11 protein-coding genes are annotated in these 13,692 nt (G+C 73.0%); 4 read left to right on the top strand and 7 right to left on the bottom strand.

Annotated features, from left to right (window positions below):
• The 7 genes from kdpB to VFG42_RS05070 form a co-directional block, all read right to left on the bottom strand.
• Positions 1–2,001, bottom strand: coding sequence for a potassium-transporting ATPase subunit KdpB (gene kdpB, locus VFG42_RS05040; protein WP_324905913.1), 2,001 nt, complete (start codon positions 1,999–2,001; stop codon positions 1–3).
• Entirely contained in the window at positions 1,998–2,582 is a 585-nt protein-coding gene (gene kdpC, locus VFG42_RS05045) for a potassium-transporting ATPase subunit KdpC (protein WP_324905915.1), read from the bottom strand. The genes kdpB and kdpC overlap by 4 nt, the downstream gene beginning before the upstream one ends.
• A gap of 8 nt (positions 2,583–2,590) precedes the next feature.
• The gene (kdpA, locus tag VFG42_RS05050) at positions 2,591–4,297 is read right to left on the bottom strand and encodes a potassium-transporting ATPase subunit KdpA (RefSeq protein WP_324905917.1); all 1,707 of its coding nucleotides are present in this window, start codon (positions 4,295–4,297) and stop codon (positions 2,591–2,593) included.
• Between the two features lie 3 nt (positions 4,298–4,300).
• Positions 4,301–4,390, bottom strand: coding sequence for a potassium-transporting ATPase subunit F (locus tag VFG42_RS05055; RefSeq protein ID WP_324905919.1), 90 nt, complete (start codon positions 4,388–4,390; stop codon positions 4,301–4,303).
• Positions 4,391–4,577: 187 nt separating this feature from the next.
• Positions 4,578–5,282, bottom strand: a complete 705-nt coding sequence (locus tag VFG42_RS05060; protein WP_324905921.1) for a response regulator transcription factor — start codon at positions 5,280–5,282, stop codon at positions 4,578–4,580.
• Positions 5,279–6,679 (bottom strand): sensor histidine kinase, encoded by a 1,401-nt coding sequence (locus VFG42_RS05065; RefSeq protein ID WP_324905923.1) that lies wholly within the window; start codon positions 6,677–6,679, stop codon positions 5,279–5,281. Before VFG42_RS05065 ends, VFG42_RS05060 begins: the two co-directional genes overlap by 4 nt.
• Positions 6,680–6,734: 55 nt before the next feature.
• Entirely contained in the window at positions 6,735–7,571 is an 837-nt protein-coding gene (locus tag VFG42_RS05070) for a hypothetical protein (RefSeq protein ID WP_324905925.1), read from the bottom strand.
• 148 nt (positions 7,572–7,719) lie between these two features.
• Between VFG42_RS05070 and VFG42_RS05075 the strand changes: the two genes are divergently transcribed.
• The 4 genes from VFG42_RS05075 to efp all read left to right on the top strand — a co-directional run bounded on the left by VFG42_RS05075 (position 7,720) and on the right by efp (position 13,586).
• A complete protein-coding gene (locus tag VFG42_RS05075; protein ID WP_324905927.1) occupies positions 7,720–9,141 on the top strand; it encodes a HAMP domain-containing sensor histidine kinase in 1,422 nt (473 codons plus the stop codon).
• 170 nt (positions 9,142–9,311) lie between these two features.
• Positions 9,312–12,080 (top strand): glycosyltransferase family 39 protein, encoded by a 2,769-nt coding sequence (locus VFG42_RS05080; protein WP_324905929.1) that lies wholly within the window; start codon positions 9,312–9,314, stop codon positions 12,078–12,080.
• 100 nt (positions 12,081–12,180) lie between these two features.
• The gene (locus VFG42_RS05085) at positions 12,181–12,984 is read left to right on the top strand and encodes an SDR family NAD(P)-dependent oxidoreductase (protein ID WP_324905931.1); all 804 of its coding nucleotides are present in this window, start codon (positions 12,181–12,183) and stop codon (positions 12,982–12,984) included.
• A gap of 38 nt (positions 12,985–13,022) precedes the next feature.
• On the top strand, positions 13,023–13,586 hold the full coding sequence (efp, locus tag VFG42_RS05090) for an elongation factor P (protein ID WP_324905933.1): 564 nt from the start codon (positions 13,023–13,025) through the stop codon (positions 13,584–13,586).
• Positions 13,587–13,692 lie beyond the last annotated feature (106 nt).

Here is a 13,692-nt window from a genome sequence, read left to right on the forward strand (position 1 = left end):
CTACGCCCCCAGCACGTTGTGGACGACCAGGTCGATGAGCTTGATCCCGATGAACGGGGCGACCAGCCCGCCGAGGCCGTAGACGAGCAGGTTGCGCCGCAGCAGCGCGGTCGCGCCGACCGCCCGGTACTTGACGCCGCGCAGCGCGATCGGGACCAGCAGCGGGATGACCACCGCGTTGAACACGATGGCCGAGATGATCGCGGAGTGCGGGCTCCCCAGCCGCATGACGTTGAGCGTGCTCAACGGGCCGGTGGCGTGGCCGTGGCCGGCGTAGGTGGCGACGAAGATCGCCGGGAGGATCGCGAAGTACTTGGCGACGTCGTTGGCGATCGAGAACGTGGTCAGCGCGCCGCGGGTGATCAGCAGCTGCTTGCCGACCTCGACGATCTCGATGAGCTTCGTCGGGTTGCTGTCCAGGTCCACCATGTTGCCCGCCTCGCGCGCCGCCTGGGTGCCGGTGTTCATCGCGACGCCGACGTCGGCCTGCGCCAGCGCGGGCGCGTCGTTGGTGCCGTCGCCGGTCATCGCGACCAGGCGGCCCTCGGCCTGCTCGGCCCTGATCAGCTCCATCTTGCGCTCGGGCGTCGCCTCGGCCAGGAAGTCGTCGACGCCCGCCTCCTGGGCGATCTTCGCCGCGGTCAGCCGGTTGTCGCCGGTGACCATCACGGTCCGGATGCCCATCGCGCGCAGCTGGTCGAAGCGGGCCTTCATCCCGTCCTTGACCGTGTCCTTCAGGTAGATCACGCCGAGCACCTGCGCGTCCCTGGCGACGGCCAGCGGCGTGCCGCCCTCGCGGGCGATCCGGTCCACCACCCCGCGCAGCTCGGCGGGCGGCGTGCCGCCCTCGGCCCGCACGAACGACATCACCGCGTCGGCGGCGCCCTTGCGCAGCCGCGTGCCGTTGAAGTCGACGCCGCTCATCCGCGTCTGCGCCGTGAACGGGACGAACGTGTGGTCCGCTCCGACCTCGCGCTCGCGCAACCCGTAGGTCTTGGCCAGCACGACGATCGAGCGGCCCTCGGGCGTCTCGTCGGCCAGCGACGACATCTGCGCCGCCTCGGCCAGCGCGGCCTCGCTGACGCCCGGCATCGGCACCAGCTCGGCGGCCTGGCGGTTGCCGAGCGTGATCGTGCCGGTCTTGTCGAGCAGCAGGACGTCGACGTCGCCGGAGGCCTCGACCGCGCGCCCGCTCAAGGCCAGGACGTTGCGTCGCACCAGCCGGTCCATGCCCGCGATCCCGATCGCGCTCAGCAGCGCGCCGATCGTCGTCGGGATCAACGCCACCAACAAGGCGATCGAGGTCGTCAACGAGATGTTCGTGCCGGCGAAGCGGCCGAAGGGCACCAGCGTCGCGACCACGACCAGGAACACGATCGTCAGGCCCGCGAGCAGGATGTTCAGCGCGATCTCGTTCGGCGTCTTGCGCCGCTCGGCCCCCTCCACGAGCGCGATCATCCGGTCCAGGAACGACTGGCCCGGCTCCTGGGTGATCTCCACCACGATGTGGTCGCTGAGCACCCGCGTGCCGCCCGTGACCGCGCTGCGGTCGCCGCCCGACTCGCGGATGACCGGCGCCGACTCGCCGGTGATCGCGGACTCGTCGACGGTCGCGATGCCCTCGATCACCGTGCCGTCGCCGGGGATCGTCTGGCCCGCGTCGACGACGACCACATCGCCGCGGTGCAGGTCGGCGGCCGCGCGCGTCGACCCGTCGCGCATGGTGGCGACCGTGTCCGAGCGCATCGTGCGCAGCGTGTCGGCCTGGGCCTTGCCGCGGCCCTCGGCCAGCGCCTCGGCGAGGTTGGCGAAGACGACCGTCAGCCACAGCCAGATCGCGACCGTGAACGTGAACCAGCGCGGGTCCGACGACCCGACGATCCCCGCGCCCGTGGCGATGACGGCGCCGATCTCGACGACGAACATCACCGGGTTGCGGGCCTGGACCCGCGGGTCGAGCTTCTTGAAGGAGTCGAGGATGACGGAGCGGCTGAGGGTCATCGAGCGGTCACCTGGTCGAGGGCGAGGTTGAGCGTGGTCACGTTCACGCCGGGCTCGCCGAAGATGCCGAGGCCGCGGCCGTCGGTGTTCTTCGCGACGAGCTGCCGGACGCGCGCGAGCGGCAGGTGGCGGACGGCGGCGACGCGGCGCTCCTGGATGGCCGCGTTGGCCTTGGAGATGTCCGGGTCGACGCCCGACGCGCTGAACGTGGCGGCGTCGACGGGCACCTTGGCGGCCGTGAGGCCGGGATCGTAGGGCCCCTCGCGCTTGATGTAGGCCTCGATGTTGTCCCGCGTGAGGTCGGCGGTCGAGCGCTGGTTGGGGCCATGGTTGCCGAAGGCCGTGACGTCCGCGCTGTAGTCGGTGGCCGACGGGCGCGGCTGGAAGTACTGGTCGCCCTTCCACGCCTGGCCGAGGAGCGTCGAGCCGACGACCTTGCCGTCGCGCTTCACCAACGACCCGTTGGCCTTGTGCGGGAACGCGACCTGGGCGACCCCGGTCATGACGAGCGGGTAGGCGAGGCCGAACAGGACGGTGAACACGATCACCGCCAGCGAGCCACGGATGAGGTCCTTGCGCATGATCGCTCTCAGAAGAGGTTGGGGGTGAGGGACTGGACGACCGGGCCGAGCAGGAACGCCGGCAGGAACGTCAGGGCGCCGATGAGCACGACGACGCCGACCAGCAGCACGCCGAACGTGGGCGTGTCGGTCCGCATCGTCCCGAGGCCGGCGGGCGCGACCTTCTTGCGCGCGAGCCCGCCGCCGACGGCGAGCACCGCCAGGATCGGCACGTAGCGGCCGAAGAGCATCGCGAAGCCACCCATCAGGTCGGCGAACGAGACGCCGTGGGCGCCGACGTTGCCGGGCGCGTGGGGCTGCAGGTAGCCGGTGTAGCCCGCGAAGGCCGAGCCGTTGTTGTTGGCCTGCGAGAGGTAGGCGTAGAACGTCTCGCTGAAGCCCTGGGGGCCGCTGGCGTAGATCGACGGCTCGCCGTACTTGGTCGACAGCGCGAGCGCCGTGAACACCAGCACGATCAGGGCGGTGAACAGGGCGCCGATCGACACCAGCTTGATGTCCTTGGGCTCGAGCTTCTTGCCCAGGTACTCGGGCGTTCGCCCGACCATCAGCCCGCCGATGAACACGGCCAGCAGGACGAAGAGCAGCATCATGTACAACCCGGTCCCGACGCCGCCGAAGACCGACTCCGAGTACCCCAGGTCGACCATCGGGACCAGGCCGCCGAGGCCGGACAGCGACTCGAACGCGCTGTTGACCGCGCCGCAGGAGACCACGGTCGTGACCGCGGTGAACAGCGAGGTGCCGGGGATGCCGAAGCGCACCTCCTTGCCCTCCATGTTGACGCCGACCAGGCCGGCCGCGTGCGCGGCGGGCGTGCCGTGGCGCTCGGCGAGGTAGACGACCACGACGCTGATCGCGAACAGGAACGACATCGCGCCGAAGATCGTGAAGCCCTGGCGGCGGTTGCCGACCATGCGGCCGAACGTGAACGGCAGCGACGCCGGGATGATCAGGATCAGGAACATCTCGACGAAGTTCGAGAACGCCGTCGGGTTCTCGAACGGATAGGCCGAGTTCACGTTGAAGAACCCTCCGCCGTTGGTCCCGAGCATCTTGATGGCCTCCTGGGAGGCCACCGGGCCGCGCGCGATGCCGCCGACCGTGCCGCCCAGCGTCTGCACGACGCCCTGGGTCAGCAGCACGACCGTCGCCACCAGCGCCATCGGCAGCAGGATGTACAGCAGGATCCGCGTCAGGTCCTTGTAGAAGTTGCCCAGCGTGCCCGTGCCGTGGCGGGAGACGATCCCGCGGATCAAGGCCACCAACACGGCGATGCCGATCGCGGCCGAGACGAAGTTCTGGACGGCCAGGCCCGCCATCTGCGAGAAGTACGACAACGTCGTCTCCCCGCCGTAGAACTGCCAGTTGGTGTTCGTGATGAACGACGCGGCCGTGTTGAACGACAGGTTCCAGGTGCCCGACTTGAAGTGCTGGGGGTTGAACGGGTGCAGGCCCTGCGTGCGCAGGATCAGGTACAGGAACACCCCGAACAGCAGCGACGTGACGACCAGCGACTTGGCGTAGGCCTTCCAGTCCTGCTCGGCGTTCGGGTCGACCCGGAGCACCCGATAGGCGAACCGCTCGACCGGCGCGACGACGGGCGTCAGGAAGACCCGCTCGTCGGAGAAGACGCGGGCCATGTAGACGCCGAGGAACGGCGCGACGGCCACGACGATCGCGAAGAAGACGACGAATTGCAGGAAGTCCTGACCCATCGCCTAGAACCGCTCCCCGCGCAGGAGCGCGTACAGGAGGTAGGCGAGGACCGCCACGCAGACGATCAGGCCGAAGAGGTCCGAGCCCCTCATACGCGGTCCAGGAGCTCGATGAGCGCCGCCAGCGACGCGAACACCGCGACGAGCAGGAAGATGGCGAGAAGGTCCATGGAGCCATCATCCGACCGACCCCATCAAGTTCTCGTGCAGACTTCCCTGGCCCGCGTCAAGATCTCGTCAAGACGCGCCCGGGACGCGGTCAGGGCGCCGGCAGACGCCGTCAGGACGCCACGAACCGGTACCCCACGCCGCTGTCGGTCCGGATGAACCGCCGCGCGTGGCCGGGCCCTTCGATCTTGCCGCGCAGGTTGGCGATGTGGGTGCGCAGCACGTTGGTGGCGTCGCCGTACTCCGGGCCCCAGACCTCGGTCAGCAGCGCGCGGTGGGTCATCAGCTTGCCGCGGTTGCGCATCAGCGTGCGCAGCAGCCCGTACTCGATCGGCGTCAGGTGCAGCTCGGCGCCGTCGAGCGTGACCGTCCGCGCCGCCTGGTCCAGCGCCAGCCCGTCGACGTGCAGCACCGGGGCGTCGGCCGGCGCGCCCGCGCGCCGCAGCGCCGCCTCCAGCCGCGCCAGCAGCTCGTCGGGCGAGAACGGCTTGGTCACGTAGTCGTCGGCGCCGCCGCGCAGCGCCCGCACCTTCTCGGACTCCTCGTCGACCGCGCTCAGCACGATCACCGGGATCTGCGACCACTCGCGCAGCCGCCGGCAGACCTCGACGCCGTCGATGCCCGGCAGCATCAGGTCGACGATCACCGCCTCGGGCGGGCGCACGGCCATGCGGTCCAGCGCCTCCTCCCCGGTCTCGGCCGGGATCACCTCGTAGCCGGCGTCGCGCAGCACGACGCGCAGCGCCCGCAGGATCTGCGGGTCGTCGTCGCAGACGCAGACGCGGGCGCCACCGGCGGCGGCGCCGGCGCCGTTCACGCGGGCACCCGCTCGACCGGCAGGGCGATGACGAACGTCGTGCCCTGCCCGGGCAGCGACTCGACGTTCAGCGTCCCGCCGTTGGCCTCCACGAACCCACGCGCGATCGCCAGCCCCAGGCCGCTGCCGGGCACGCGGTGCGCGGTCGCCGCGCCGCGGTAGAACGGGGTGAAGATCCGCTCCTGCTCGGCCAGCGGGATCCCCGGGCCGCGGTCGACGATCCGGACCAGGACGCGCTCGCCGACCGCGCGCGCCCGCACCGACACCGGCAGGCCGTCGCCGTAGCGCGCGGCGTTCTCCAACAGGTTGGCGAACGCGCGCTCCAGCTGGGCGGCGTCGGCGCGCACCAGCGGCAGGTCGTGGTCGATCGAGAACGCGAACACCGACGGGTCCGACGCGGCGTGCGCGGCGGCCTCGTGCAGCGCCTCCTCGATCGACGACCACTCGCGGTTGGGCTCCGCCGTCCCGGCCTGCAGGCGCGAGAGGTCCAGCAGCTGGTCGATCAGCACCGACAGCGTGGCCGCCGAGGCGACGACGTCGTCCTGGACCTCGGCGCGCTCCCGCGGCGTGAGCGACGAGGAGCGCAGCGCCGTGGCCGCCGCGAGGATCGCGGTCACCGGCGTGCGCAGGTCGTGGGAGACCGAGCGCAGCACGGCGGTCTTGATCTCGTCGCTGCGGCGCAGCGCGGCGGTCTCGACGACGTCGGCCTGCAGGCGCTCGCGCTGCAACGCGGCGGCCAGCACGGACTCCAGGACCGGCACGATCCGCTCGCGCACGCGCGCCTGCTGGGCAGGCGGCAGGTCGGCGGGCAGCACGAGCGAGCCGACCGGCCGGTCGTCCTCGCGCAGCGGGATCACCAGGCGGCGGTCGTCGGGCGCGACGGCGCCCAGCTCGACCGAGGCCGAGCGCGCGTCCAGCAGCTCGGCCAGCCGGTGGGAGACCATGGCCAACGACTCGCTCAGCTTCGGCGCGCCGAGCAGCGTGCGCGCGAGGTCGGCGCCGAGGTCGGCCTCGCGGCGGCGCGCCTCGGCCTCGGCGGCGCGGGCGCGCGTCGTCTCGGCCATCGTGCTCGTCACCAGCGCGACGACGAAGAACGCGACCAGCGCCGTCCAGTTGCGGCTGTCGGCGATCGTCAGCCGACCGGTCGGGCCGAGGAAGAAGAAGTTGAAGGACAACGCGCTGAGCAGCGACGTCGCGAGGCCGAGCACGATCCCCCAGTACGCGGAGACCGCGAGGATCGGCACGAGGTAGACGATCGACAGCGAGACGACCGGCGCGTGGTGGCGCAGGGCCGCGATCGCGGCGGTGGTCACCGCCACGCCGCCGAGCATCGTCGCGACCCCGAGCGCCCACGACGGGCGCCCGCGCAGGACGAAGGTGCTCCTGGGCGTGGCCATCAGGACGGAGCGTAGTGGCGCGGGCCGCCGCCGGCCCACGCCACCAGCGCCCCGCTCAGGCTTCGGCGGGGACGGGCTGCGGCGCCGGCGCCGGGTGGCGGTGCGGCGCGTGCTCCTGCACGCCGTGGCGCGTCCGCGCCGTGTAGGCCACGAGCGCCGCGAAGGCGACCAGGCCCAGGCCGGTCACGACGCCGTCGCCGAGGCCGACGCCGGTCTGGGCGTGCGGCTTGCCGAGCCAGTCGGCGAAGGACGCGCCCAGCGGCCGGGTCACGACGTAGGCGGCCCAGAACGCGACGACCGGGTTGAGGTTCAGGCGCCACCACGCGACGGCCGGGACGGCGATGATCGCGGCGAACAGCAGGCCGGAGGAGAGGAAGCCGAGGTGCAGCGGCATCGCGGTCAGGTCGCCGGCGGCCGTGCCGAGCGCGAACGTCGCCAGCACCGCCGCCCAGTAGAAGCGCTCGCGGCGACGGGTCGTGATCGAGTGGATGTCGACCGTGCCCTCGCCGCGGTGCCAGGCGACGAAGATCCCGGCCACGACCAGCGCGTAGAACGCGGTCGTCAGCGAGTACGGCATCCCGGTCCCGTCGTGGACGCCGTCGGCGGCCATCGTCCCGAACACCGCGACCATCAGCACCGCGATCCAGTAGGTCGGCGCGTGGTAGGCGGGCGCGCGCAGCTGGAAGCGCAGCGCGAGGACGAGGCCCAGGAGGCCGACCGTGCCCGCCAGCGGCACGCTGATCTGGCCGAGGAAGTCCGAGGCGGACTCGCCGATGCCGGTCGTCAGGACCTTCACCACCCAGAACAGGACGGTGATCTCGGGCACCTTGGCGGCCAGCGGCTCGCCGAGGGCCGGGCGGCGACCGGCGGTCGCCGTGGGTTGCTGCGACATGGATCCTCGCGTGGGGGTCGGGGAAGGGTCGCGGCAGGCTAGGCGCGGTCCCATGACCGCAACCTGAACGGGGGCCGGGCGGGCGCGCACGGCAGACCATCAGGGGGTCCCCAGCATCCGCTCAGGCGGCGGCCGGATGCTCGGGGCCATGACGCTGCGCACGCGCCTCGTCGCCCTGCTGATCGTCCTCGCCGCGAGCGGGATGCTGCTGCTCGGCGGCGTGACCTACATGTCGCAGCGGTCGTTCCAGAACGCGCGGGTCGACGACCAGGCGCGCAGCGCCGAGCCGGCGATCGCGCGGGCGCTCGACACCGAGCTCGGGATCACCGGGCGCAGCTACGGCGGCGGTGGCGGTGGCGGCGGCGGGTTGCGCCCCGAGAACGCCAACCTGCCCTCGGGCACCTACGGCCAGCGGCGCTCGGCGAGCGGCGCGGTGCTGGCGACCACGACGATCTCCTACGGCGACCAGGCGCTCCCGGCCCCGGCGCTGCCCGCGCGCCTGGCCGACGGCTCGCTGTCCACGGTCAAGGCCGTGTCGGGCTCGCTGCGCTACCGCGTGAGCGCCGACGTCCAGCCCGACGGGAGCACGACGATCGTCGCCGTGCCGCTGGCCGGCGTGGACGCCGCGCTGCACCGGCTGCTGCTGGTCGAGGCCGCGGTCATCGGCGGCGTCCTGCTCGTGCTGCTGGTCCTGGCCGGCGTGCTCGTCCGCATCGAGCTGCGGCCGCTGCGGCGGATCGCCCAGACCGCCGACGCGATCGCGGCGGGCGAGCTGTCGCGGCGGGTCGAGACGACCGACCCGCGCACCGAGGTCGGGCGCCTGGGCGACGCGCTCAACGGCATGTTGGGGCGGTTGGAGCACGCCTTCGACGAGCGCGAGGCCTCCGAGGCGCGGCTGCGCGCGTTCCTGTCGGACGCCTCGCACGAGCTGCGCACGCCGCTGGCCTCGATCCGCGGCTACTCGGAGCTCTACCGGATCGGCGCCGCGCGCGAGCCCGCCGAGGTGGAGCGGGCGATGGACCGGATCGAGGCCGAGTCGGCGCGCATGGGCGGGCTGGTCGACGACCTGCTGACGCTGGCGCGGGTGGACGAGGTGCGCGAGCCGGCGCGCGAGCCGCTCGACCTGCGCGAGCTGCTGGAGGACGCGCGGGACGACGCCCGGGCGGCGGCGCCGGAGCGCCGGATCACGCTGAACCCGACCGGGCCGGTGGCGATCGAGGCCGACGGCGACGCCCTGCGCCGCGTCTTCGCCAACCTGCTGCGCAACGCGATGGTGCACACGCCCGCCGGCACGCCGATCGAGCTGTCGCTGGAGGCGACCGAGGCCTGGGCGACGGTGGCGGTCCGCGACCACGGCCCCGGGCTGCCGCCCGGCGACCCGACCGCGGTCTTCGAGCGCTTCTGGCGCGATTCCGCGTCGCGCGGCCGCGACGACGGCGGCGCCGGCCTCGGCCTGGCGATCGTCGCCGCCCTGGTCAACGCCCACGGCGGCCGGGTCGACGCCGAGAACCCCGCCCCCGGCGGCGCCCTCTTCACCGTCCACCTCCCCCTCCACCCGCCGTCCACCTAACCCCGCCCCCCGAACGCGGTCGACTCGAGTCAAGTCCCGCCACCCGCGGTCGACCTGCGTAGCGGATGGGCTGACGCAGGTCGACCGCGCTTGTGGTGAGTTGACGCAGGTCGACCGCACTCCCAGCGGCGTCCCAGGGTTCTCCGAGGGTTTGGCGCCACGGTGGATGCATGGAGTCAGCGACCCACCCACACGATCGGCCCTGGAACTCGACCCGGCGGCGCGACCGCCTGCCGGAGCGCCTGCGGGCGCTGCCGCTGCCGCGCCCCGAGCTGGTCGCGCTGCTCGGCCTCGCCGCCCTGCTCTACCTCTGGGCCTTGAGCAAGAACGGCTGGGCGAACGACTACTACAGCGCCGCGGTCCGCTCGATGGCGGGCAGCTGGCATGACTTCCTCTACGGCTCCTTCGACGCGAAGGGCCTGATGACCGTGGACAAGCCGCCGCTGGCGCTCTGGGTCGAGGCGCTCTCGGCCAAAGTCTTCGGCTTCGATCCGTTGGCGATCCTGGTCCCGCAGGCGCTGATGGGCGTCGCCTCGGTAGGGCTGCTCTACGACCTGACCCGGCGCCGCTGGGGCCGGACCGCCGGCACGGTGGCGGGCCTGGCGCTGGCGCTGACGCCGGTCGTCGTCGCGATCTCCCGCCACAACAACCCCGACGCGCTGCTGGTCCTCTGCAGCGTCAGCGCGCTCTGGTGCTTCGTGCGGGCGCTCGAACGCGGGGCCACGAGGTGGCTCGTCCTCGCCGGCGCCTGCGTCGGCCTCGGCTTCGAGGCGAAGATGGGCGCGGCGCTGATGGTCGTCCCCGGGATGGCGCTCGCCTGGCTCTGGGTAGCCCCTCGGGGCCGCCGCCTCGCGATCCGCCAGCTGGCCGTGGCGGGCGCGGCCCTGGTCGCGGTCGCGCTCGCCTGGCCGGTCCTCGTCTGGCTCACCCCGGCGTCGGCGCGACCCTGGATCTCCGGCACCGGCGACAACAGCATCTGGTCGCTGATCTGGGAATACAACGGCCTGGGACGCCTCGAAGGCCAGACCGGCGGGCCGGGGAACCTCGGTGCGGGAGGGACCTTCGGCGGCCCGACCGGTGCCTTCCGCCTGCTGAACGAAGCCCTCGGCGGACAGGCCGGATGGCTGCTCGGCGCCGCCCTGGCGGGGGGCGTCGGCATCGCCGCATTGAGTCGTCTGCGCCGGGACGACCCCCGCACCGGCTGGATCATCGCCGTGGGTGGCGCATTCGGCGTGACCGCGGTGGCCTTCAGCTTCGCCGGCGGCATCTTCCACCCCTACTACACCTCCCTGCTCGCCCCCTTCGCCGCGGCCTTGGTCGGCGCGACCGTGGGCCAGGTCCTCGCTGGCGAGCGCGGTGACGCGACCTCGCCCGCCGCCGATCCCAGGCCGGGCGCGGCGGCGAGCGGCGACCGCGGCGGGGCGGACGCGACGTTGGGCGGCGACCGTGGCCAGGCGACCCTGGCGGTGAGCGGCGAGCACGGCAGCGAGACCGTGGCGGCGAGTGGCGGGCACGGCAGTGAGACCGTGGCGGTGAGCGGAGACCACGGTGGGCCGATCGCGACGCGGATCGTCGGCGCGGTGGCGATCGGCCTCGGCGCGATCGTCGAGCTGGTGGTGGTCGATCACAGCGCCTCCGACCTCGACTGGCTGGTCGCGCCCCTGGTGGCCGTCTCGGTAGCGGCGGTGGGGGCCCTGCTCTTCGCCGATGCCCTCGCCGGGCGGCTCGGCGGCCGGGCGACCGCCTGGCGGGTTCGCATGGCGGCGCTCGCCTGCGGCCTCGGCATCCTCCTCGTCGGCCCCGCGATCTGGTCCGTCGACACCCTCGGCCATCCGACCAGCGGCACCTTCCCCGCCGGTGGACCGGAATCAGCCTCGATGGGCGGTCCGGGCGGCATCGGCGGCCCGGGCGGTCCCGGTGGCATCGGCGCTGGTCACGGTGGCACCACTTCCGGTCCAGGTGGCGCCACGTCCGGCCCGGGTGGCACCACGTCCGGCCCGGGTGGCGCCACGTCCCTCCCCGGTGGCACCACGTCCGGTCCCGGCGGCGGCATGTCCGGCCCGACCGGCTCCGGCAACGGCGGCCCGCCGAGCACGAGCGGCGGCTTCGAAGGCGGCCCGCCGAGCTTCGGCGGCGCCGAAGATGGCGGCATGTCCGGCCTGCCCTCGCCGGCCGGCTCCGAAGGCGGCGAACTCCCCAGGTTCGGCGGCGAAGGCACCGAAGCCGGCGAACTCCCGGGGATCGAAGGCTCCGAAAGCGGCAGCTCGGGCCTGCCCGGCGGTGAACGTGGCGCGGGCACCGCCGGATCCGGCGGTGGGACGGTCGGCGAACTCTTCGGCGAATCCGGCTCCACCGCAGGCGGCCTGCCCTCGCTCGGCGCCGGCGGCAGCGGCTCCTCCTCGACCGGCGGCGGTCCCGGCGGGATGTTCGGCGGCGAAGACCTGAGCTCGATCCTTGCCTACACCGAAGCCCACGGCGGCGGCACGATCGCGATCGACAGCCAGTCGGGCGCCGCCGCCTCGATCATCGAATCGGGCGCCGAAGTCGCCGGCATCGGCGGCTTCTCCGGCAAAGAGTCCTCGGTCAGCGCCGCCTGGCTCGAAGAACGGATCGCGAACGGCGATATCGCCTGGATCTACACCAGCGGCCTCGGCGGCGCCATGGGCGGCACCGGCACCGGCGTCGGGACAGGCGGCGCCGGCGCCAAGGCCGGGACAGGCGCCGGCGGACCGTCGGGCGGCGAAGGCGCTCCCGGCGGCGGCTTCGGCGGCGACACCCGCACCGGCTCCGAATCGGCGATCGACACCGTGGTCGAATCCTGCACCGCGATCCCCACCTCCGCCTACGGCTCCTCCTCGGAATCGGAATCCTCGGCGTCGGTCGGCGCCCCGTTCGGCGGAGCCGGCGGCGGCACGCTCTACAAGTGCGGAGGCTCCTGACCCGTCCGGGGGGCGAAAATCGCCGCGGCGGGGCGACGGCTTCCCACCCCGCCGGCCGCCCCGACGTGCCCCGCGGCGACTCGTGGCGTAGGTTTGCGCCATGTCTTCCCCCGCCAAGATCGCGCTGGTCACCGGTGCCTCGAGCGGGATCGGCGCCGCCACCGCGCGGCGCCTCGCCCGCGATCCCGGCACCGAGCTGGTCCTCGTCGCCCGCCGCGGCGAGCTGCTCGCCGAGCTGGCCGCCTCGCTGCCCGTCCCGGCTACCTGGCTCGCCGCCGACCTCACCCGCGCCGACGCCCCGCAGCTGGTCCGCGCCCACGTGGAGCAGCACCACGACCGCCTCGACCTCCTCGTCAACAACGCCGGCGCCGGCTGGCGGGGGAGCTTCGCCGAGACCGGCTGGGCCAACGTCCAGCGCCACATGGAGCTGAACTTCGACGCGGTCGTCCGCCTCACCGAGGAGCTCCTGCCGCTGCTGCGCCGCTCCGCCCCCAGCGCGATCGTCAACGTCGCCAGCACCGCCGGCCGGGTCAGCCGCGCCAAATCGGGCGCCTACTCGGCGAGCAAGTTCGCCTTGATCGGCTGGACCGACGCGCTCAACCTGGAGGAGGCGCCGCACGGCGTCCACGTCGGCATGGTGCTGCCGGGCTTCATCCCGACCGAGGGCTTCCCGCAGGCCGAGCTGCGCGAGAAGGCCCTCACCCGGCTGATCCTCGGCACCCCCGAGCAGGTCGCCGAGGCGATCCACGAGGTCGGCCCCGGCGGCAAGACGGAGCGCTACGTGCCGCGCAAGTACGCGCTCGCCGCCCAGCTCCGCGTCCTCGCCCCGGGCCTCACCCGGCGCGTCCTCGGCGGCGGCGCCGCGAGCACCCTCGTCCCCGCCGCCTCCGAGCGCCGGGACTGACCGGCGCCCCGCCGCGCCCCGTCGCTAGAGTCAGCGCCATGAGCGTCAGCACCAATCAGTTCCGCAACGGCAGCCACATCGAAATCGACGGCAAGATCTGGAAGATCATCGAGTTCCAGCACGTCAAGCCGGGCAAGGGGGGCGCCTTCGTGCGGACGAAGCTGCGCCGCATCGAGGACGGCGCGGTGATCGACAAAACCTTCCGCGCCGGGGAGAAGTTCCGCTCCGTGCGCACCGAATCGAAAAAGATGCAGTACCTCTACGACCAGGGCGATTCGGTCGTCTTCATGGACAACCAGGATTACGACCAGATCGAAATCCCCTCGGCGGTGCTCGGCGACACGATGCAGTGGGTGCTGCCGAACTCCGAGGTCGAGGTGCTCTTCGTCGATGAGCAGCCGAGCGACGTGACGGTGCCGAGCGCGGTCGAGATGAAGGTGACCCAGACCGACCCGGGCCTGAAAGGCGACACCGCCTCCGGCGGCGGCAACAAGCCGGCGACGCTCGAGTCCGGCGCCGTGGTCCAGGTCCCCCTCTTCATCGAGGAGGGGGAGACGGTGCGCGTCGACACCCGCACCGGCGAATACGTCTCGCGCGCCTAGCGCGGTCGACTCCGTCGCCGGTGGGACGGGCCCGCGATCCCGGGCCGCTCCACGCCGCCCCGACCGCAGCCCCCTCGTGCGTTCGCACTTTTCCCCGGTATCCGGG

The organism is Baekduia sp. (genome assembly GCF_035685985.1).
Classification (GTDB): Bacteria; Actinomycetota; Thermoleophilia; order Solirubrobacterales; family Solirubrobacteraceae; genus Baekduia.